The 19,085-nt window shown below is 67.4% G+C and carries 18 protein-coding genes; 13 read left to right on the top strand and 5 right to left on the bottom strand.

Annotated elements, in window-relative coordinates; genetic code table 11:
* Nucleotide 1 precedes the first annotated feature (1 nt).
* The 3 genes from glgX to ASC76_RS17720 all read right to left on the bottom strand — a co-directional run bounded on the left by glgX (nt 2) and on the right by ASC76_RS17720 (nt 6,835).
* Nucleotides 2-2,098: a glycogen debranching protein GlgX gene (glgX, locus tag ASC76_RS17710; RefSeq protein WP_056469311.1), complete on the bottom strand. Its 2,097-nt coding sequence runs from the start codon at nt 2,096-2,098 to the stop codon at nt 2-4.
* Entirely contained in the window at nt 2,086-4,281 is a 2,196-nt protein-coding gene (gene glgB / locus ASC76_RS17715; RefSeq protein WP_056469314.1) for a 1,4-alpha-glucan branching protein GlgB, read from the bottom strand. Before glgB ends, glgX begins: the two co-directional genes overlap by 13 nt.
* A 70-nt stretch (nt 4,282-4,351) precedes the next feature.
* A complete protein-coding gene (locus tag ASC76_RS17720) occupies nt 4,352-6,835 on the bottom strand; it encodes a glycogen/starch/alpha-glucan phosphorylase (protein ID WP_082549249.1) in 2,484 nt (827 codons plus the stop codon).
* A 204-nt stretch (nt 6,836-7,039) separates the two neighbouring features.
* Here ASC76_RS17720 and glgC point away from each other — a divergent pair, with 204 nt between their 5' ends.
* From glgC to ASC76_RS17735, 3 genes are all read left to right on the top strand, one after another.
* Nucleotides 7,040-8,311, top strand: coding sequence for a glucose-1-phosphate adenylyltransferase (gene glgC / locus ASC76_RS17725; RefSeq protein ID WP_056469322.1), 1,272 nt, complete (start codon nt 7,040-7,042; stop codon nt 8,309-8,311).
* Entirely contained in the window at nt 8,308-9,774 is a 1,467-nt protein-coding gene (gene glgA, locus ASC76_RS17730; RefSeq protein ID WP_056469324.1) for a glycogen synthase GlgA, read from the top strand. Before glgC ends, glgA begins: the two co-directional genes overlap by 4 nt.
* 98 nt (nt 9,775-9,872) lie before the next feature.
* Nucleotides 9,873-11,309, top strand: a complete 1,437-nt coding sequence (locus ASC76_RS17735; protein ID WP_056469328.1) for a DUF3943 domain-containing protein — start codon at nt 9,873-9,875, stop codon at nt 11,307-11,309.
* Nucleotides 11,310-11,334: 25 nt separating this feature from the next.
* On the opposite strand, the gene ASC76_RS17740 is transcribed toward ASC76_RS17735, so the two are convergent.
* On the bottom strand, nt 11,335-11,595 hold the full coding sequence (locus ASC76_RS17740; RefSeq protein WP_162247136.1) for a hypothetical protein: 261 nt from the start codon (nt 11,593-11,595) through the stop codon (nt 11,335-11,337).
* Nucleotides 11,596-11,727: 132 nt separating this feature from the next.
* On the opposite strand from ASC76_RS17740, the gene ASC76_RS17745 reads away from it, so the two are divergent.
* The 7 genes from ASC76_RS17745 (at nt 11,728) to ASC76_RS17770 (ending at nt 17,219) form a co-directional block, all read left to right on the top strand.
* Nucleotides 11,728-12,639, top strand: coding sequence for a serine hydrolase (locus ASC76_RS17745; protein WP_082549251.1), 912 nt, complete (start codon nt 11,728-11,730; stop codon nt 12,637-12,639).
* A gap of 781 nt (nt 12,640-13,420) precedes the next feature.
* Nucleotides 13,421-14,668, top strand: coding sequence for a site-specific integrase (locus tag ASC76_RS17750; RefSeq protein WP_056469333.1), 1,248 nt, complete (start codon nt 13,421-13,423; stop codon nt 14,666-14,668).
* 105 nt (nt 14,669-14,773) lie between these two features.
* The gene (locus ASC76_RS17755; protein ID WP_056469336.1) at nt 14,774-15,106 is read left to right on the top strand and encodes a hypothetical protein; all 333 of its coding nucleotides are present in this window, start codon (nt 14,774-14,776) and stop codon (nt 15,104-15,106) included.
* A 45-nt stretch (nt 15,107-15,151) separates the two neighbouring features.
* Nucleotides 15,152-15,616 carry a hypothetical protein gene (locus tag ASC76_RS17760; protein WP_056469339.1) on the top strand — a complete coding sequence of 155 codons (465 nt, stop codon included), beginning with the start codon at nt 15,152-15,154 and terminating at the stop codon, nt 15,614-15,616.
* 69 nt (nt 15,617-15,685) lie between these two features.
* Nucleotides 15,686-15,922: an AlpA family transcriptional regulator gene (locus ASC76_RS24800; protein ID WP_235580502.1), complete on the top strand. Its 237-nt coding sequence runs from the start codon at nt 15,686-15,688 to the stop codon at nt 15,920-15,922.
* Nucleotides 15,922-16,140 carry a hypothetical protein gene (locus tag ASC76_RS17765; RefSeq protein WP_056469341.1) on the top strand — a complete coding sequence of 73 codons (219 nt, stop codon included), beginning with the start codon at nt 15,922-15,924 and terminating at the stop codon, nt 16,138-16,140. Before ASC76_RS24800 ends, ASC76_RS17765 begins: the two co-directional genes overlap by 1 nt.
* A complete protein-coding gene (locus ASC76_RS17770) occupies nt 16,137-17,219 on the top strand; it encodes an AAA family ATPase (protein WP_162247137.1) in 1,083 nt (360 codons plus the stop codon). Before ASC76_RS17765 ends, ASC76_RS17770 begins: the two co-directional genes overlap by 4 nt.
* 233 nt (nt 17,220-17,452) lie before the next feature.
* Here the strand turns inward: ASC76_RS17770 and ASC76_RS17775 are convergent, their stop codons facing one another.
* A complete protein-coding gene (locus ASC76_RS17775; RefSeq protein WP_056469345.1) occupies nt 17,453-17,809 on the bottom strand; it encodes a hypothetical protein in 357 nt (118 codons plus the stop codon).
* A 131-nt stretch (nt 17,810-17,940) separates the two neighbouring features.
* On the opposite strand from ASC76_RS17775, the gene ASC76_RS17780 reads away from it, so the two are divergent.
* The 3 genes from ASC76_RS17780 to ASC76_RS17790 all read left to right on the top strand — a co-directional run bounded on the left by ASC76_RS17780 (nt 17,941) and on the right by ASC76_RS17790 (nt 19,022).
* Nucleotides 17,941-18,351, top strand: a complete 411-nt coding sequence (locus ASC76_RS17780) for a terminase (RefSeq protein WP_157615776.1) — start codon at nt 17,941-17,943, stop codon at nt 18,349-18,351.
* Nucleotides 18,352-18,398: 47 nt separating this feature from the next.
* Nucleotides 18,399-18,635 (top strand): HNH endonuclease, encoded by a 237-nt coding sequence (locus ASC76_RS17785; RefSeq protein WP_056469350.1) that lies wholly within the window; start codon nt 18,399-18,401, stop codon nt 18,633-18,635.
* 120 nt (nt 18,636-18,755) lie between these two features.
* Entirely contained in the window at nt 18,756-19,022 is a 267-nt protein-coding gene (locus ASC76_RS17790; RefSeq protein WP_056469353.1) for a hypothetical protein, read from the top strand.
* Nucleotides 19,023-19,085 lie beyond the last annotated feature (63 nt).

A 19,085-nucleotide genomic window follows, 5' to 3' on the forward strand; every position in this document is an offset into this window, starting at 1 on the left:
CTCAACACCCTTCGAGCCGGATGCCGGCGCCGGCTGCAGCGAGTAGCAGCAACGATCCCGCCGGCAGGGGCAGCGCGACTTCGCCCTGGCCGTGCCAGGCGCCACGACCGGTCGGCTCGGTGGTGTCGACGATGACTTCCCACACCCCGGCCGGCAGCAGGAACTGTGTGTCGGCGGCACCGGCGTTGACCAGCACGAGCAAGGGCGCCGCCGCACGGCCGGGCTCGCCGATCAGGCAGCCCAGCACGCGGCTGTCGGGATCACTCCAGGCGACGCCCTGCAACGGTTCGCCGTCGCGCGTCAGCCAGGCGAGGTCGTGCAGGCCGAGCGGGTCGGTCAGGCCGCTGTACCAGCGGTTCGCGAACGGCCGGGCGGCGCGGCGCACGCGCAGCAGCCGGGCGGTGAACTCGAGCAGGTCCGCGTCCGCGCTCGACCAGTCGATCCAGGTGATCTCGCTGTCGTGACAATAGGGGTTGTTGTTGCCGGACTGGGTGTGGCCCAGTTCGTCACCGGCGCACAGCATCGGTGTCCCTTGCGCCAGAAGCAACGTCGCCAGCACGGCGCGCTGCAGCCGCCCGCGGAGCTGGTTGACGGCCGGGTCGTCGCTCGGCCCCTCGACACCGGCGTTGAAGCTCAGGTTGTGGCCGGTTCCATCGCGGTTGTCTTCGCCGTTGGCGAGGTTGTGGCGCTCGTTGTAGCTGAGCAGGTCGCGCAACGTGAAGCCGTCGTGCGAGATCACGTAGTTGACCGACTCGGCCGGGGCCCGGCCGCGTGCCTGGTACAGATCGCTCGACGCGCACAGCCGCTGCGCGAAGCCGCCGCGCGTGGCCGGGTGGCGCAGCCAGAACGCCCGCATGTCGTCGCGGTACTTGTCGTTCCACTCGGCCCAGCCGTTCGGAAAGCCGCCGACCTGGTAGCCGCCCGGGCCCAGGTCCCAGGGCTCGGCGATCATCTTGACGCCGGCCAGCACCGGGTCCTGCGCCACCGCGGCGAAGAAGGCCGCTTGCCGCATGAAGCCCTCGTCGCCACGGCCGAGGACGGGTGCGAGGTCGAAGCGGTAGCCGTCGACGTGCATCTCCTCGATCCAGTAGCGCAGCGAGTCCATGACCAACTGCAGCACGCGCGGGTGGCGCAGGTCGACGGTGTTGCCGCAACCGGTGTAGTTCTCGTAGGCGCTGCGTGCGTCGGGCGGCAGGCGGTAGTACGTGGCGTTGTCCAGTCCCTTGAACGAGACGGCCGGGCCGAGCGCGTCGCTCTCGGCGGTGTGGTTGAAGACGACATCGAGGATCACCTCGATGCCGGCCGCATGCAGCGCCGCCACCATCGCACGGAATTCGGCGCGCGTCGCGGCCGCGTCGTGCGGCGTGCTGCCGAGCCGCGGCTCGACGGCGAAGAAGCCGATCGTGTTGTAGCCCCAGTAGTTCGTCAGCCCCATCTTGACCAGGCGTTCCTCGTCGATGCGCTGGTGCACCGGCAGCAGGCTGACGGCCGTGACGCCGAGCTGCTTCAGGTGCGCGATCGAGGCGCCGTGCCCGAGCCCCGCGTAGGTGCCGCGCAGGGCCTCGGGCACGTCGGGGTGCAGCTTGGAAAAGCCCTTGACGTGCATCTCGTACAAGACCGTGTCCGCCAGCGGCGTGGCGGGTGGGCGGTCGTCGCCCCAGTCGTGGCGGTCGCGCACCACGCGCGCCTTCAGCGCGGTCGCGGCGTTGTCGCGCGGGTCCATCTGGCGCGGGTGGACGCGGTCGGCGTCGAAGTGCAGGTCCGACCAGTCGAGGCTGCCGACGATCTCGCGGGCGTACGGGTCGAGCAGCAGCTTGTTCGGGTTGAAGCGGTGGCCCTTGTCGGGCCGCCACGGCCCGTGCGCGCGCAGGCCGTACACGAGGCCCGCGGCGGCGCCGTCGATGCGGCCGTGCCAGACGTCGCCGGTGTGCCCGGGCAAGCGCAAGCGTTCGATCTCGCGGGTGCCGGTGGCGTCGAACAGGCACAGGTCGATCGCCTGCGCGTGCGCCGAGAACACCGCGAAGTTGACGCCGCGATCGTCGGCGTGGGCCCCCAGGGGCCAGGAGCGGCCGATGCCGAGCCGGCTCAGGCCTTCCATTCGAACATCACGGTGGCCAGTGGGGGCAGGTCGATCACGATCGATTGCGCGCGGCCATGCAGCGGTACCGGTTGCGCCGTCGCGGCGCCGAGCGGCGTGCCGACGTTGCTGCCGCCATAGTGCCCGGAGTCGGTGTTCAGGCACTCGCGGTAGACGCCCGGTCGCGGCACCCCGACGCGGTACGCGCGGTGCGGGGTCGGCGTGAAGTTGCAGACGACCACCACGAGCGTGTCGTCGGCCTGGCCGCGCCGCACGAAGCTCAGCACCGATTTCTCGGCATCCTGGTGGTCGATCCACTCGAAGCCGTCGGGCGTGAAATCGCGCTCGTGCAGCGCCGGGGTCGTGCGGTAGAACGAATTCAGGTCGCGCAGCAGCTTGCGCACGCCATCGTGCAACGGGTCGTCGAGCAGGTGCCAGTCGAGGCTGCGGTCGTGGTTCCACTCGCGCTCCTGCGCGAACTCGCAGCCCATGAACAGCAGCTTCTTGCCGGGGTGGCCGAACATGTAGCCGTAATACGCGCGCAGGTTGGCGAACTTCTGCCAGCGGTCGCCCGGCATCTTGGTGAGCATCGATCCCTTGCCGTGCACGACCTCGTCGTGCGAGAGGGGCAGCACGAAGTTCTCGTTGAACGCGTAGACCAGGCTGAAGGTCATCTCGCCCTGGTGGTGACGGCGATGGATCGGATCGCGCTGCATGTACTGCAGGGTGTCGTGCATCCAGCCCATGTTCCATTTGTAGTGGAAGCCCAGGCCGCCGGCATAGACCGGGCGCGAGACGGCAGGGAACGCGGTCGATTCTTCCGCGAGCGTGACCGCCTGCGGTCGCTCGGTGCCGACGATCTCGTTCATGCGCTTCAGGAACGCGATCGCCTCCAGGTTCTCGCGGCCGCCGTGCACGTTCGGCACCCACTCGCCGGCCTGGCGGCTGTAGTCGCGGTAGAGCATCGAGGCGACGGCATCGACGCGCAGCCCGTCGACGTCGTAGCGCTCGAGCCAGTACAGCGCGTTGGCGACCATGAAGTTGCTGACCTCGGTGCGGCCGAAGTTGTAGATCAGCGTGTTCCAGTCCTGGTGGAACCCTTCGCGCGGATCGGCGTATTCGTACAGGTGCGTGCCGTCGAATTCGGCCAGGCCGTGCGCATCGGACGGGAAGTGCGCCGGCACCCAGTCGAGCAGCAGCCCAAGTCCTTCGGCGTGGCAGCGATCGACGAAGCGCTTGAACCCCGCCGCATCGCCGAAGCGCGAGGTCGGCGCGTACAGCCCGATCGGCTGGTAGCCCCACGAACCGTCGAACGGATGCTCGGAGACCGGCAGCAGTTCGATGTGCGTGAAGCCCATGTCGCGCGCGTAGGGCACGAGCAGGCTCGCGAACTCGTCCCAGTTCAGGTAGCGGCCATCGGGGCCGCTGGTGTGGTCATGGTGACGGCGCCACGAGCCCAGGTGCACCTCGTAAATGCTGACGGGCGCGTCGAGTGCATTCGCACGGCGCCGCCCCTCGGAAGGCGGCACCACGGCCGGCATGCGCGCGACGACGCTGGCCGTGGCCGGCCGCAACTCGGATTGCAGCGCGTACGGGTCGGCCTTCTGCGGCAGGGCGCGGCCGTCGGCAGCGCGCAGCTGGTACTTGTACTTGGCGCCGGCGCCCACGCCGGGCAGGAAGATCTCCCAGACGCCGCACTCGCGGCGCAGGCGCATCGGGTGGCAGCGGGCATCCCAGTGGTTGAAGTCACCGACCACGCTGACCTGCGACGCATTCGGCGCCCAGACGGCGAAGCTGGTGCCGGCGGCCCCCAGCAGCACCCGCTGGGTGGCGCCGAGCACCTCGAACGGCCGCAGGTGCGTGCCCTCGCCGAGCAGCCAGACGTCGAGCTCGCCGAGCACCGGCGGAAAACGGTAGGGGTCGTCGACGATCGTCGAGCGGCCGTCCTCCCAGCGCACCTGGAGCCGGTAGTTCGGCCGCACCGTGATGGTCAGCGGTCCCTCGAACAGCCCGTCGGCATGCCGGCGGGCGAGGGCGCCGATCAGCTCGCCGTTGCTCGCGTCGAGCACGGCAATTTGCGAGGCGCCCGGCAGCATCGCACGCAGCCAGAGTTGGCCGTCGCGGTCGGCGTGGACGCCCAGCGCGGCGAACGGGTCGTTGTGGGTCGCGTAGCGAAACGCGTCGATCTCGGAGTCGGAAAGCATGTCGTGGGCGCTAAGCCGGAAAGGTGCAGGCTCGGTGCGACGCATCGTAGCGCCGCCACGGGCGATCGGACTAGCGTGATTCGGGCGCGATGCCCCAGATCTGCTTCGCGTACTCGCGGATCGTGCGGTCGGACGAGAACGCACCCATGCCCGCGACGTTGGCGATGGCGCGCTCGGCCCAGGCGCCCGGCTCGCGGTAGAGCGCGTCGACGCGGGCCTGCGTCGCGACATAGGACTCGTAGTCCGCCAGCAGCAGGTAGTGATCGCCGCCCCAGAGCAGCGAGTCGACCAGGCCGCGGTAGCGGCCCGGCTCGTCCGGCGAGAACGCGCCGCCGGCGATCGCGTCGAGCACCGCCTTCAGGCCCGGCACGCTTTCGTAGTAGCGCATCGGCTGGTAGCCCGATTGCTTCAGCGCCTGCACCTCGGGCGTCTTGAGGCCGAAGATGAAGATGTTGTCGTCGCCGACGTTCTGGCGGATCTCGATGTTCGCGCCGTCGTCGGTGCCGATCGTCAGGGCCCCGTTCAGCGCGAGCTTCATGTTGCCGGTGCCCGAGGCCTCGGTGCCGGCGGTGGAGATCTGTTCGGACAGGTCTGCACCCGGCATGATCGTCTCCGCCACCGAGACGCCGTAGTTCGGGACGAACACGATCTTGAGCCGGTCGCCGATGCGCGGGTCGGTGTTGACGACGCTGCCGACATCGTGGATCAGCCGGATGATGTTCTTGGCCATCGCATAGCTCGACGCTGCCTTGCCGGCGAAGATGACGGTGCGCGGCACCCAGTCCGCCTCCGGTTGCGCGAGGATCGCCTGGTAGCGCGTCACCACGTGCAGCACGTTGAGGAGCTGGCGCTTGTACTCGTGGATGCGCTTGACCTGCACGTCGAACAGGCTGGCCGGGTCGACGCGCACGCCGGTCTTGCGCTCAATCAGCGCGGCCAGGCGCGCCTTGTTGTGGCGCTTGACGGTCATGAAGGCGTCGCGGAAGCCCGGGCTTGCCTTGACCTTGTTCAGTTCGGCGAGCTTGTCGAGATCGAGCCGCCAGCTCTTGCCGAGCGTGCGGTCCAGCAGGTCGGACAGGCCGGGGTTCGCCTGCGCGAGCCAGCGGCGGGGTGTCACGCCGTTGGTCATGTTCGTGAAACGCTCCGGCCACAGGCTGGCGAAGTCCTTGAAGATCGTCTGCACCAGCAGGTCGGAGTGCAGCGCCGAGACGCCGTTGACCTTGTGGCTGCCGACGATCGACAGGTTCGCCATGCGCACGCGACGCTCGCCGCCTTCGTCGATCAGCGACACGCTCGACATGAACCCGACATCGCCGGGCCGGTGCGCCGCGGCCAGGTCCATCAGGTCCTGGTTGATGCGGAAGATGATCTCCAGGTGACGTGGCAGCACGTGCTGCATCAGCGCCACCGGCCAGGTCTCGAGCGCCTCGGGCATCAGCGTGTGGTTGGTGTACGAGAACACCTTGACGCAGATCGTCCAGGCCTGCTCCCAGTGCATGCCGTGGTCGTCGCACAGCACGCGCATCAACTCGGCCACGCCGATCGCCGGGTGGGTGTCGTTCAGGTGGATCGCGACCTTCTCGGCCAGGTTGGCCAGCGTGCCGTGCTCGGCCAAGTGGCGATCGATCAGGTCCTGCATCGAAGCAGCGACGAAGAAGTACTCCTGGCGCAGCCGCAACTCGCGGCCGGCGGGCGTGCTGTCGTTCGGGTACAGCACCCACGAGATGTTCTCGTATTCGTTCTTGGCGCTGGCGGCGCGCGCGTAGTCGCCGGTGTTGAAGGCGTTCAGGTCGATGTGCGCCGGCGCGGCGGCCTTCCACAGGCGCAGCGTGCTGACCTTGTCGGTGCCGTGGCCGGGAATCACCATGTCGTAGGCCTTCGCGGCGACCTCGCCGCTGGGGCGCCAGAGCGCGCGCGCGTCGGGGCCGCTGCCGGTATGTTCGACCCAGCCACCGAAGCGCACCGGATACGTGATGGCGGCACGCGGGAACTCCCACGCCGTGCCGTCCTCCAGCCACGGATCGGGATGCTCGATCTGCGTGCCGTTCTTGATCTCCTGCGCGAACATGCCGTACTCGTAGCGGATGCCGTAGCCGAACGACGGCAGGCCGAGCGTGGCCATCGAGTCGAGGAAGCAGGCCGCGAGCCGGCCCAGGCCGCCATTGCCGAGCGCGGCGTCCGGCTCACGATCGGCCACGTCTTCGAGCCGCTGCGCATGCGCGGCGAGCGCGGCGGCGGCCTCGCCCTGCAGGTCGAGCGCGGCCAGCGCGTTGCCCAGGGTGCGGCCCATCAGGAATTCCATCGACAGGTAGTAGACGCGGCGCGCCTTGTCGTCGGTCTGCTGCTGCTGCGTGCGAACCCAGCGCTGCGAGAGCCGTTGGCGCGCGACCTGCGAGACCGCCTGCATCAGGTCGGTGGGGGTGGCGCTCGCCGGCGCGACGCCGACGTGGTCGAGCAATTCTTCTTCAAGACCGGTGGCCACGCTGCGCGCGGTGCCGCTGGTGACGCCGAGCGTCGAAGGCTGGAAATTGGGTATCACTGTCGGATCCTTCATCGTCTGAAAATTGCCGTGCCGGTCAGTGTCTCATCGCACGACCTGCGGTCGAATCATGGCAACGCAATTTTTGCGCCCGTGCCCTGCGGCGTGCGCCGACACCGATAGGGGAAGATCGCGAGTGTTGCGCGAGCACAAAAATGGCCACACTGGGGGTGTGCGCCGGCCGGCCCACAATGACGACGAGACCGAGGAGATGACGAGATGACGCCCGACGAACTGGCCCTGAGCCTGGACCTTCCAAAACGCGCCGTGGCGCTGGTACTGGCCGGGGGGCGCGGGAGCCGGCTGAAAAGCCTGACCGATCGCCGCGCGAAGCCCGCGGTCTACTTCGGCGGCAAGTTCCGCATCGTCGATTTCGCGCTGTCGAACTGCCTGAATTCCGGCATCCGCCGCATCGGCGTCATCACCCAGTACAAGAGCCACAGCCTGCTGCGCCACGTGCAGCGCGGCTGGGGGTTCCTGAAGAGCGAGATGAACGAGTTCGTCGACCTGCTGCCGGCGCAGCAGCGCACCGACGACGAGAGCTGGTACCGCGGCACCGCCGACGCCGTCTACCAGAACCAGGACATCCTCGCGAGCTACGGTGCCGACTACATCGTCGTGCTGGCCGGCGACCACATCTACAAGATGAATTACGCCTTGATGCTGGCCGACCACGTGGCCAAGGGGCGCGATTGCACCGTCGGCTGCATCGCGGTGCCGCGGGCCGAGGCGACCGCGTTCGGCGTGATGGCGATCGACGAGCACTACAAGATCACCGACTTCGTCGAGAAGCCGCCCGAGCCGCCGACCATGCCCGGCGACGACACCCGCTCGCTCGCGAGCATGGGCATCTACATCTTCAACGCGCGCTTCCTCTACAAGGAGCTGGAGCGCGACATCAACGACCCGGGATCCAGCCACGACTTCGGCAAGGACATCATCCCGCGCGCGGTGCGCAACGGCAACGCGTCCGCACACCCGTTCTCGCTCAGCGCGGTCGGCACGCGCGTCAACGAAGAGCCGTACTGGCGCGACGTGGGCACGATCGACGCGTACTGGGACGCCAACATCGACCTGACCGCGACCGACCCGCTGCTGAACCTGTACGACACCCGCTGGCCGGTCTGGACCTACCAGGCGCAGCTGCCGCCGGCCAAGTTCGTGCACAACCAGGACGACCGCCGCGGCATGGCGATCGAATCGGTCGTCTCGGGCGGCTGCATCGTCTCCGGCAACGTGCACCGCTCGGTGCTGTTCTCGAGCGTGCGCGTGCATTCGCATTCGGTCGTCAGCTGGTCGGTGCTGCTGCCTGGCGTGCAGGTCGGGCGCCATGCACGGCTGACGCGCACCGTGATCGATCGCGGCTGCACCATCCCCGACGGCATGGTGATCGGCGAGGACCCGGTGCTCGACAACGAACGCTTCTACCGTTCGGAGAACGGCATCACGCTGGTCACCCGCGAGATGCTCGACAAGCTCACGCTCGCATGAGGGTCCTGCACGTCGCGGCCGAGGTGTTCCCTCTCGTCAAGACCGGTGGCCTGGCCGATGTGCTGGGGGCGCTGCCGCAGGCGCTGATCGGGCAGGGCGCCGACGTCCGGCTCGTGCTGCCGGGCCTGCCCGCGATCGCCGACGCGGTGCTCGATCAGCGACCGGTCGGCGAGATCGGCCCCTGCTTCGGTGCGGCCCGTGTGGGCCTGCGGCTCGGCCGGATGCCGGACAGCGGCGTACCGGTCTACGTCATCGATGCACCGCTGCTGTATCGCCGCGCCGGCGGGCCGTATCAGGGCCCCGATGGCGACGAGTGGGCCGACAACGCCGAGCGGTTCGCGCTGCTGGGCTGGGTCGGCGCGCACCTGGCGTCGGGCGAGCTCGACCCGGGCTGGCGGCCGGACGTGCTGCATGCACACGACTGGCATGCCGCGATGGCCTGCGCGTACCTCGAGGCCCACCCGCCCGCCAGCGCTGCCTCGGTGTTCACGGTCCACAATCTGGCCTACCAGGGGCTGTTCCCGCAAGGCGATTTCGCGCTGCTCGGGCTGGGTTCGCGCTTCATGGCGTCGACCGGGCTCGAGTACCACCAGCAGGTCTCGTTCATGAAGGCCGGCCTGAAGTTCGCCGACCGGGTGACCACCGTGAGCCCGACCTATGCCCGCGAGATCGGCACCGCCGAGTTCGGCTTCGGCCTCGACGGCGTGATCCGCGGCCGCGGCGCCGACGTGAGCGGCGTGCTGAACGGTGTCGACGGCGCAGTCTGGAACCCGGCCACCGACACCGCCATCGCGGCGCGCTATGCGCCGGGCAAGCTCGCCGGCAAGGCACGTTGCAAGTTCGCGCTGCAGACGGAACTCAACCTGGCGCCGCGCGCCGATGCGCCGCTGTTCGGTGTCGTCAGCCGGCTCACGTCGCAGAAGGGCCTCGACCTCGTGCTCGGCGCGCTGCCCGGGCTGCTCGAGCGGGGCGGCCAACTCGCGCTGCAGGGTGCCGGTGACCCCGCGCTCGAAGCCGCGTTCGTCGCCGCCGCCCGGGCCAACCCGGGCGCGGTCTCGGTGCGCATCGGCTACGACGAGGCGTTCGCCCACCGGTTGGTCGCCGGGGCCGACGCGATCCTGGTGCCCTCGCGCTTCGAGCCCTGCGGGCTGACGCAGCTCTACGGGCTGCGCTACGGCACGCTGCCGGTCGTGCGGCGCGTCGGCGGCCTGGTCGACACCGTGGTCGACGCGACCGACGAAGCCCTGCAGGCCGATCGTGCCACCGGGTTCAGCTTCGATGCGGCGACCCCGGCAGCGCTCGATGGCGCACTGCAGCGCGCCATCGCCACCTACGCCCAGCCGGCGCGCTGGAAGCAGTTGATGGCACGCGCGATGGCACAGGACTTCTCCTGGGAAGGCGCTGCACAGAAGTACATGGCGCTCTACCGCGACCTGGTCTCGCTCCGCAACACGGCAGATTGACCGCGTAGGACGATTTCACCCCCGAGATTGCGGCGGCGCCCCACACGGCGCGCGCGGCCATTCGCCAAGAATGACGAATGGTTACGAAACGCACACCCTTGAACTCTGTCATCCTGTTCGTCGGCGGGGTGTTGTGGTCGTCCGGCAGCGCCTTCGCTCAGGTCGCCCCGACGCTCGGCGATCCCGTTCCCCCGGCCGGCGCCGCATCGACCGCGGCCGCCGCCGAGGGCGCGACTCCCGCAGCGGCGAAGAGCTACGCGATCCCGGCCGCCGAGATCATCGGCTTCGACTTCCTGCTCAACCGCTACAACCGCCGGTTCAGCGGTTCGACCGACTACGACGTCAGCGGCGCCTCGATCCGGCGCAACCTGCGCGGCCCTTGGGTGGTCGACAACGACCCGTTCTCCATCAACCAGTTCGCCCATCCCTACCAGGGCTCGATCTACCACACGGCCGCCCGGTCGGCGGGGCTGGGCTACTGGGAATCGTCGGGCTACGCGTTCCTCGGCAGCGTCTGGTGGGAGATTACCGGCGAGCAGACGCCACCGTCGCGCAACGACCAGATCGCCAGCGGCATCGCCGGCAGCTTCCTCGGCGAGCCGCTGTACCGAATGGCGCGCCTGATGCTGAACCGGCGCAGCGAAGTGCCGTATGCGTGGCGCGCCTGGGGCGCGGCGGCCGTGTCGCCGTCCTACGGATTCAACCGCCTGGTGTTCGGCGACCGCTTCGAGAGCAGCTTCGACGACCACGACCCGATCTACTACGCCCGGCTGCGCATCGGCGCGAACCGCGGCGTGCGCGGCACCGAGGCGGCCGACAACGTCGAGCGCAACACCGGCGAGATCGATTTCGCGATGGACTACGGCTTGCCCGGTTCGCCCGGCTACACCTACACCCGGCCGTTCGACTATTTCAACTTCCGCGCCGCCGCGACGAGTGCGAACGGCATCGAGATCGTCAGCAGCCGCGGCCTGCTGGTCGGCACCGACTACGCGGTCGGCGCCAACTACCGTGGCGTCTGGGGGCTGTACGCCAATTACGACTACCTGGCGCCGCAGCTGTTCCACCTGTCGACCACGGCAGTCTCGATCGGCACGACGGGCCAGTGGTGGGCTCGCGAATCGCTGGCGCTGCAGGGCACGCTGATGGCGGGCCTGGGCTACTCGGCGGCGAGCGCCTGGCGGCCGACCGCCGACGACCGCGACTACCACTACGGCGTGGCGCCGCGCATCGGCGTGTCGATGCGGGCGATCGCCGGCTCGACGGTGTCGTTCGACCTGGATGCGCAGAAGTACTTCATGGGCCGGATCGCCAACCGCGGCGCGGGTGCGGACGACGTGTCGCGCGTCGACGCCGCCCTGACTTGGCGCGTGCACGGCCGCCATGCCATCGGCGTCAAGTACGCCTGGTCGCACCGGCATGCCAACTTCCCGGTGGCGCCGGACCGGGTGCAGACCGTCGCGGCGGTGGGCGTGTACTACACGCTGCTGGGGCTGGACACCTTCGGCACGGTCGACTGGCGGGTGCCGAAGTAAGCCCCCGCGGGACCGCCACCGAGACTCAGGGCGCGGCGCGCCGATCGAAGATGCCCGGCGAGGTGTCGCCGTCCCAGGATCCGTGCGCGTCGGAGCGCCGGATCAGGTTGGAGTTCAGCGCCATGCGGACCGCCTCGTGCGGATCGAAGTTCAGCGAACTGTCGTAGAACCGCCGCGCGATCGGCTGCGCTTCGCGCGTCGACATGGAGGGCCGCAACGCCAGCAAGTAGCGCGCGAAGTCGTCGCACCAACTTTGTTGGAAGTCATGGGATCGCCACATCGTCACCTCGCCGAATGACCGGCATTCTAGGAATGGTGCGCAGTTCTGTGGTGTAGGACGTGATGCCGGTCACGAAGGGCGAGCGCGCTCAAGCCCTGGGGCGGCGTGCCGATAAGCAGTGATCACCGGGACACTGCCATGACCGTCACCTCCTTCCGCCGCGCCATCCTGGTCGTCGCGCTGCTCCTCGTCGCCCGAGCCGCCAGCGCCGCTGCCGAACTGCCGCTGCATTCGAGCCGCGCGCTGGTCGTCGACGAGGCAACGGGCCAGGTGCTGGTCGAGAAGAACTCGCAGGACGTCGCGCCGATGGCCTCGCTGACGAAGTTGCTGACCGCGATGGTCGTGCTCGACGCGCAGCAGGACCCGGACGAGTTGCTGACGATCGGCACCGACGACCTCGACACCCTGAAGCACACCCGCCGCGGCGTGCCGGTCGGTCACCGCTACACCCGCCGCTCGCTGCTGGAGCGCGCGCTGCTCGCCTCCGACAACCACGCCGCCTCGAGCCTGGCGCGTCACTTCCCGGGCGGCATGCCGGCATTCCTCGACGCGGCCCGGCAGAAGATCGCTGCGCTCGGCCTCGTTCGCACGACGCTGGCCGAGCCCACCGGCCTGTCGCCGGAGAACCGATCGACCGCCGCCGACCTGGTCGCCGTGGTCTCGGCCGCGTCCGCCTATCCCGACATCGCGCGCATCACCAGCCAGGCACAGCGCACCGAACAGCCCCACGGCGAGGCCGATCTGGTCCGCAACACCAACCACCTGGTCGGGCGAAAGGGCTGGGACATCCTGTTGTCCAAGACCGGCTTCACCAACGAAGCCGGCCGTTGCCTGGTGATGCGCCTGCGCTCCGCCGGCCGCACCGTGCTCGTCGTGCTGATGGACGCCGCCGCCGGCACCGGGCGCACGCTCGACGCGCTCAACGTCAATCGCCTGATCGCCGGTGCGGAGCCGGTGCAGACGCTGACGCCGGAGTTCGGCGGCGCCGCACCGCTCAAGCGCATCTCGAAGACGGGCGGCCAAGGACGGAAGCGCTCGCTGGTGGGTTGAGCGCCTCGGGGATCTGATTCCCGAGGAAGTCGCCGACACCTACCTGATCGGCCAGCTCGTCCCCGGAGAGAAAGCGCGTCAAGGCCTCTAGCGCGCCTCTGGTCCGACGGAAATGAATCCGGCGAGCCGATCTGCACCTCGCTCAGCTCGGATTGCGTCAACGATGTCGTCATGGCGACGCCACATAGTCGCTTTCGGCGGCGTCTCGCGCGCTTTCACGGCTCATCGACCGATCGTCGGAGTCGGCTCAACGAGCGCGGTTTGCGCCACGAGGTAGCGTCATCTTCGCTCGATCTTGATAGCGGATGGGCAGGTGGCTTCCTTCGCTAGGGACTTCTCGACGTCATGGTCGCCCCGGACATCGTTGTACCGATACGTGCATATCGTGTTCGTCACGCCAGTCATCGAAGAACCCGGTCGCGAACCGACCAACTTGGCGGTCACCGGCTCTCTCGCCATGCACGCTGTGACCGCCAGGACTGCTACCCCGATCGCCAGATGAGACTTCATCACGCGTTCCCCAATCTAGCGGTCTGACGGACCGCGCGCTTTACTCTTCGGATCGGTGGGTAGGAAAGCAAAACGGGCCACGAAGGCCCGTCTTTCCTAGCGATCTGGCGGAGAGGGCGTCCGCACTGAGTACCGGATCAGAATGAGTCACTAGGACTCATTGTTCGCCTCTAGGCCCGGTGAGACATAAAGTGGTTGCGCTCAGGTCGAATCACGGCATATCATCCAGTCGCACCCGTTTTGGGGGGTACGTTGGGGGATAGGTACGGAGATGCCGAAGAAGGCCGCTGAGCTAGGACCACTTCAGGTGCAACGCCTAAAGGCACCCGGTCTGCACCCGGTCGGTGGTGTCGCCGGCCTGCGCCTGCAGATCACCAAGTCGGGCGCGCGCAGCTGGGTACTTCGCATCATGGCCGGCGGCCGGCGCATCGAGAAGGGTCTCGGAGGCTATCCCGACGTGACGCTCGCCATGGCACGCGAAAAGGCGCGGGCGGCTCGCGATCTCATCGAGGCGGGCGTCGACCCGGTACAGGCCGCCAGACAGGCCAAGAGCGCTCTCGCTGCGTCCGTTGCTGCCGCCTGGACCTTCGACGAATGCGCGAAGGCGTACATCGAGGCCAAGTCAGGAGAGTGGACGAACGCCAAGCACGCCGCGCAGTGGACGAACACGCTCGCCACCTACGCCAGTCCGTTCATCGGCCGCCTGCAGGTTCGGCACATCGACCTGCCTCAGATCCTGGCGGTGCTCGAGCCGATCTGGACCGAGAAGACCGAGACCGCCAGCCGCGTCCGAATGCGCTTGGAGGCGGTCCTCGACTGGGCGACCGTCAAGAAGTACCGTGAAGGTCTGAACCCGGCGCGGTGGAAGGGCCACCTCGACCACATCCTACCGGCGCCGGGCAAGGTCACAAAGGTCGTGCACCACGCCGCGCTGCCAGCGGCCAGCGTCGGGCCGTTCATGGCGGCGCTGCGCAAGGAGAAGGGGCAGGGCGCCCGCGCGCTCGAATTCGCCATCCTCACCGCCACTCGCTCAGGAGAAGTCCGCGGCGCGACCTGGGCCGAGTTCGACCTCGATGCCGCGCTCTGGACGATCCCAGGCGAGCGCATGAAGGCAGGCAAGGAACACCGCGTGCCGCTCTCGAAACAGGCGCTCAAGCTGCTTCGCTCGCTCACCAGGGTGGAAGGCAGCGAGTTCGTCTTCGCCGCGCCGCGTGGGGGTGAATTGAGCGACATGACGCTGTCCGCGGTGCTGCGGCGCATGGAGGTGCCGGCGGTGCCGCACGGTTTCCGGTCGACCTTCCGGGACTGGTGCGCTGAGTCGACGAACTACCCAAGCCACGTGGCCGAGATGGCGCTCGCGCACACGATCGGAGACAAGGTCGAGGCGGCCTACCGGCGCGGCGACCTGTTCAACAAACGAGCCAGCCTGATGCAGGACTGGGCGAATTTCTGCGACCGAGTCTCATCGAGCGATTCGACCGTGACTCCGATTGCTGCGCGGCGGAGAAAAGCCGCGTGACAAGCCGGCGCCTCAGCGGTCCTGAGGCAATAGCGGCCGAGCCAAGTGATTGCGTCACAAGGCCCGGCCTGACCACAACGTGCAAACCTGAAAGGACCGCACACCATGGCTACCAAGAAGAATACATCGCTAAAGAAGCTTAAGTTCGAGACCTCGATCGACACTTTCAGCGTCGCGGGCCACGATGACTCGATGGAGTCGGCCCTGCTCGTCAACCCTGACGCAAGTCCCGAAATTCTGCTGTCCGCCGCCAGACGGCGCGCCGACATGCTGCAGAAGTCGCTTTTCAGCTGGGCCCTTGTGACAGATCGTGAAGTCACCGCAACTGAACTTGCGATCACGCTTGAGCCACTTGCGGTGGAACTGGTAAATCTAATCGACTGCGCACTCGATGGCAGCAGACTTCAAGCTATTGCCGCGGAGGCGAGCAAGGCATGAGCACGAAGGCCCCGCCGGGAGGCGCTCCAACTTGAGCGCGGCGTCATGAGTCGTTCGACCGTAAAGGGTAGCAAGCGGCCAGACTGGGCCGCGCTTTGCGCGCTGATCGAGCAGATCGACACCCAGCAGACGACGGATGAACTCGGCGCGGCTTGGCACCGCGGGGAGATCCCGGAACCTCGGTGGGCCCCTGAGTACGTGCCGGCGCTACAGGCGGCGCTGGAGCAACGGAAGCCCGAGGAGCTGCTCGCGCTGCTCGACGCCGGTCTTCTCATTCACCCGGTGCTTTTACCGACTATGGCGCAGGTGCTCCGAGGAGTGCTGTATGGCCGGATGAGCGGCCGCCCCGTCAAGTTGGTTGAGATCCAGGTCGCTGGTTTGATTCATCTGTTCGAGCACATCGTCGGACCCGGCAAGGAGCGCGCCGAGGACTTCTATGCCGAGTGGGGCGAGCGACTGGACGTCTCGCCCGAAACGATCAAGCGCGCGGTGCGGCCGCCTAAGCGCTAGGTCAAAACCCCCCGACCTTTTGGAATCGACGCGCGGGAGCGTCGTCGATTCAATGCCTTTCATACCTGCATGAGACGCTATGACGTCGCAGGGGCATCACCGAAAGGTCAATCTATGTCCGAATCTACAAAGCGCGCACTGCGCCCCGCGCAAGTCGCCGCAAAGCTCGGCGTCTCCGTGCCAACGATCTGGCGCTATACCCGTCAGAACCCGCAATTTCCAAAGCCTTCGAAGCTGTCCGAGCGCGTGACCGTGTTTGATGAGTCGGAGATCGACGCGTTCCTGACCAGCCGGAGGGCTGCCTGATGAGCGCCCCCGACCGCTTCGCCACGGACTCGGCGATTCAGGAGGCCGCGGGCAGCATTGAGGCACAGAAGGCTGTTGACGGCCTGCTCGATAACACGCTCAACCCGGACCACGCCTGGCTCGGCTTCGTGCAGGTGGCCGCCCGATACGGGTGGCGCTCGCCGGCATGCCGCGCCTACGTCATGGAGATCGCGAAGCGCGCGGCGGTGCATGCGTGAACCTCGCCACTGTCCAGTTCGACGATAGCGGCCCACCCCGGCCGGAGATCGTCTCAGCGTTCATGCTGCTGAAGAACTTCAAGCCGATCGAGACGATCATCGACGGCCTCCCAGTCGGCCGTGGCGCCATCGTCGCGATCACTGGGCCGACCGGGCATGCCAAGACGACGGTCTGCACGTTGCTCGAGGTGTCGCTGCTGAAGGGCCTGCCCTTCGCTGGCCGCGAAGTCACGCAGGGCTCAGTGCTGGTGCTCGCTGGGGAGAATCCGCACGACTACACCATGCACCTTGCCGGCCAGGCGCAAGAGCTGGGACTGTACCCGGCTGAACTCGCCAGACCGGACGCGGAACTGCTGGTGGTGCCGGGCACGTTCGCGATCGACTACGAGCTCGACTACCTCAGCACGAAGCTCAAGCAGTTGCGCGCCAACCTGGTTGCCGTGTTCGTCGACACGTCGGCCGCGTTCTTCAACGGCACAGAGGAGAACGGCAACGTCGAGATGCGACGTCATGCCTCGATGCTGCGCGACTTGGCGAGCCTGCCAGGCAATCCGACAGTGTTCGTCCTGTGCCACCCCACGAAGAACGCTCAGCGCGACAACCTGCTGCCGCGCGGCGGCGGCGCGTTCCTGGCGGAGATCGACTGCAACCTGACGCTGTGGAAGGAGGAGAGCGGCATCGTGTCCCTCCATTGGGCCGGCAAGATCCGCGGTCCCAGCTTCGACCCGGTGCGATTCGAATTGGCGCCGGTCACTCTCGAGGGTCATGTCGACTGCCGCGGCAAGCCGATCACCAGTGTCGTCGCTCGCTACCTGCCTGACGACCGCGCCGAGCAACTGCACGCGAAGGCGATCGACGACGACGACACGATGCTGATTGCCATGCAGCGAAAGCCTGGTGGCAGCGTGCGAGACCTTGCGACAGCCTGCGGCTGGACGAACGGCGTCGGCAAGCCCATGCACGCCCGGGCCGATCGCAAGCTCAAAGGCCTGGCTGCTCTAGGTCTGGCCGAGCAGGATCGCAAAGGCACTTGGCGGCTGACAAAGAACGGCAAGACAGAGGCAGATCGGCTGCGATGAGCATCCCTCGAAAGCCTGTCTCAGCGCTGAGACAGCGACACACCTCAAAAAGGCCCTGTCTCAGTCGAGACAGCAGCCGAGACAGTTCGGCGCAAAACCACGCCGGCTATAGCTTTGAGCTGAGACAGTCTTTGAGACAGCGCCCCTGTTGTCTCAGTTTCTGTCTCACACCCATTCCTATGGGTGAGACAGTGAGACAGGCGATACACCGATGCTGTCGCGTGGCGACCGCCTCATTTCAGAAATCGCTCAAGCGCGCCAACCAGTCTGAAGTAGGGCCAGATGCTCACAAGCAACGCGACGCACGCAATCACCGCGCTATAGATCGCCCAGCGAGCCGACCTACCAGCTGCTTCCGCCGATACCTCCGCGGCAACGGTCTGCCGTCGCATGAAGTCGTGCTCGATCGTGTCCTTGGCAATCTGGCCCTGTCTTTCCTGCTCGGCCAGCCACGCACGGACTTGTGCAGTGTGCCGAAGCTGACCAGGGATCACCGTGACCTTGCGAAGGTGCTCGATGGCCTCTTCCCGAGTCCCTTGAAAGTTCCCGATCCACGCTTCGATGAGATCGGGTGTTGCGAGGTTTGCCACAAGCGCTCCTTGGAAGTGCCTTCGTCCCCCTCGACTGCGAGTAGCCGGGGGGCAGCAAGTTTCTCAGATCGGTTCCTTCTGGAAACCAGCCGCCTAACCGCATTTTTACTTCTCCAATTGGAAAAATCACGATGCCAAGACCTCGCAAACCCACCAACGTCCTGCTGATGACCGGCGCCGGAGTGGCGCACCCGGAGCGCATGAAGGCACGCGCAGACGAGCCGAAGGACGATCGACCTCTCGGGCCTCCGCCGGAATGGTTGCGCCCGGATCAGAGGGCCGCCTGGCTCGAGCTTGATCGGCTCGCACCGTGGCTCGCGCATGCCGATCGGATCGCTGTCGAAGTGACCGCCACCCTGATCGCCACTTTCCGGGTCGCTGGTTCGTCGATGGCACCGCCGCTGTTCACGCGCATGGAGACGATGCTCGGCCGGCTTGGCCTGACGCCTGCGGACCGCAGCAAGGTCTCCGCGCCGCGCCCGGTCGGCGGCAATCGGTTCGCCGATCGTGGCAAGCGTCCCGCGGCTAAGGCCAAGCCATGAGCAGTGCGCTTGCCCGATCCTGGTACGGCTCCGCTAGGTGGCAGCGCATGCGAGCGCGCCAACTGCAACTGAAGCCGCTCTGCGAGGCCTGCGAGAAGCGAGGACTGATCCGATCCGCCCGGGTGGCAGACCACATCGAGCCGCACCGTGACAACGAAGCGAAGTTCTGGAACGGCGCATTGCAGTCTTTGTGCACGCCTTGCCATTCAGGCGACAAGCAGGCGTTCGAGAAGACCGGCCGCATGCCAACGCGCATCGGCCCCGACGGATGGCCGATCGAATGAGCGCTGCCGCCCCCAAGACTGCCCCCGAAGGGTGGAACCCGCGGCGCTGGCTCTGCACCTCACCCGGCTGCAAGCTCCTCCCTCTTTCGGGCTGGCTCTGCCCGCGCCATCAGGTGTCGAATGGGCGACGCTGAGGCCCGCATTCAGGCTTGCCAGAGCGCGCTCGAAGCGCATTGCGTAGAGCGCCGTCTCGTCCTGTCGGGTGACCTCCGTGTGAGCGAGGAAGACGCGGCGAAGCTGCTGGGCATCGCGCACGGCCACTTGAAGAACATGCGGCAGGAGGGCAAGGGTCCAGCCAGCTACGCGCGCGGCATGAACGGCTGCAGGTTGTCCTATCGGCTTCTCGATCTCGCGCTCTGGATCGAAGCCGGCCGGCAGGACTGGTAACGACAGCCAACGGCATCGATTGTTTGGAACGCCCGCTTCATCCTCGCTCACATCCTCACTGTT

It is taken from the genome of Rhizobacter sp. Root404 (genome assembly GCF_001425865.1).
Lineage (GTDB): Bacteria > Pseudomonadota > Gammaproteobacteria > Burkholderiales > Burkholderiaceae_C > LMDS01.

Excerpts from the sequence above, each read along its gene's own strand:
- glgX (WP_056469311.1), bottom strand. The coding sequence starts at position 2,098 with ATGGAAGGCCTGAGCCGGCTCGGCATCGGCCGCTCCTGGCCCCTGGGG.
- glgB (WP_056469314.1), bottom strand. The coding sequence starts at position 4,281 with ATGCTTTCCGACTCCGAGATCGACGCGTTTCGCTACGCGACCCACAAC.
- ASC76_RS17720 (WP_082549249.1), bottom strand. The coding sequence starts at position 6,835 with ATGAAGGATCCGACAGTGATACCCAATTTCCAGCCTTCGACGCTCGGC.
- glgC (WP_056469322.1), top strand. The coding sequence starts at position 7,040 with ATGACGCCCGACGAACTGGCCCTGAGCCTGGACCTTCCAAAACGCGCC.
- glgA (WP_056469324.1), top strand. The coding sequence starts at position 8,308 with ATGAGGGTCCTGCACGTCGCGGCCGAGGTGTTCCCTCTCGTCAAGACC.
- ASC76_RS17745 (WP_082549251.1), top strand. The coding sequence starts at position 11,728 with ATGACCGTCACCTCCTTCCGCCGCGCCATCCTGGTCGTCGCGCTGCTC.
- ASC76_RS17750 (WP_056469333.1), top strand. The coding sequence starts at position 13,421 with ATGCCGAAGAAGGCCGCTGAGCTAGGACCACTTCAGGTGCAACGCCTA.
- ASC76_RS17755 (WP_056469336.1), top strand. The coding sequence starts at position 14,774 with ATGGCTACCAAGAAGAATACATCGCTAAAGAAGCTTAAGTTCGAGACC.
- ASC76_RS17760 (WP_056469339.1), top strand. The coding sequence starts at position 15,152 with ATGAGTCGTTCGACCGTAAAGGGTAGCAAGCGGCCAGACTGGGCCGCG.
- ASC76_RS24800 (WP_235580502.1), top strand. The coding sequence starts at position 15,686 with ATGAGACGCTATGACGTCGCAGGGGCATCACCGAAAGGTCAATCTATG.
- ASC76_RS17765 (WP_056469341.1), top strand. The coding sequence starts at position 15,922 with ATGAGCGCCCCCGACCGCTTCGCCACGGACTCGGCGATTCAGGAGGCC.
- ASC76_RS17780 (WP_157615776.1), top strand. The coding sequence starts at position 17,941 with ATGCCAAGACCTCGCAAACCCACCAACGTCCTGCTGATGACCGGCGCC.
- ASC76_RS17785 (WP_056469350.1), top strand. The coding sequence starts at position 18,399 with ATGCGAGCGCGCCAACTGCAACTGAAGCCGCTCTGCGAGGCCTGCGAG.
- ASC76_RS17790 (WP_056469353.1), top strand. The coding sequence starts at position 18,756 with ATGGGCGACGCTGAGGCCCGCATTCAGGCTTGCCAGAGCGCGCTCGAA.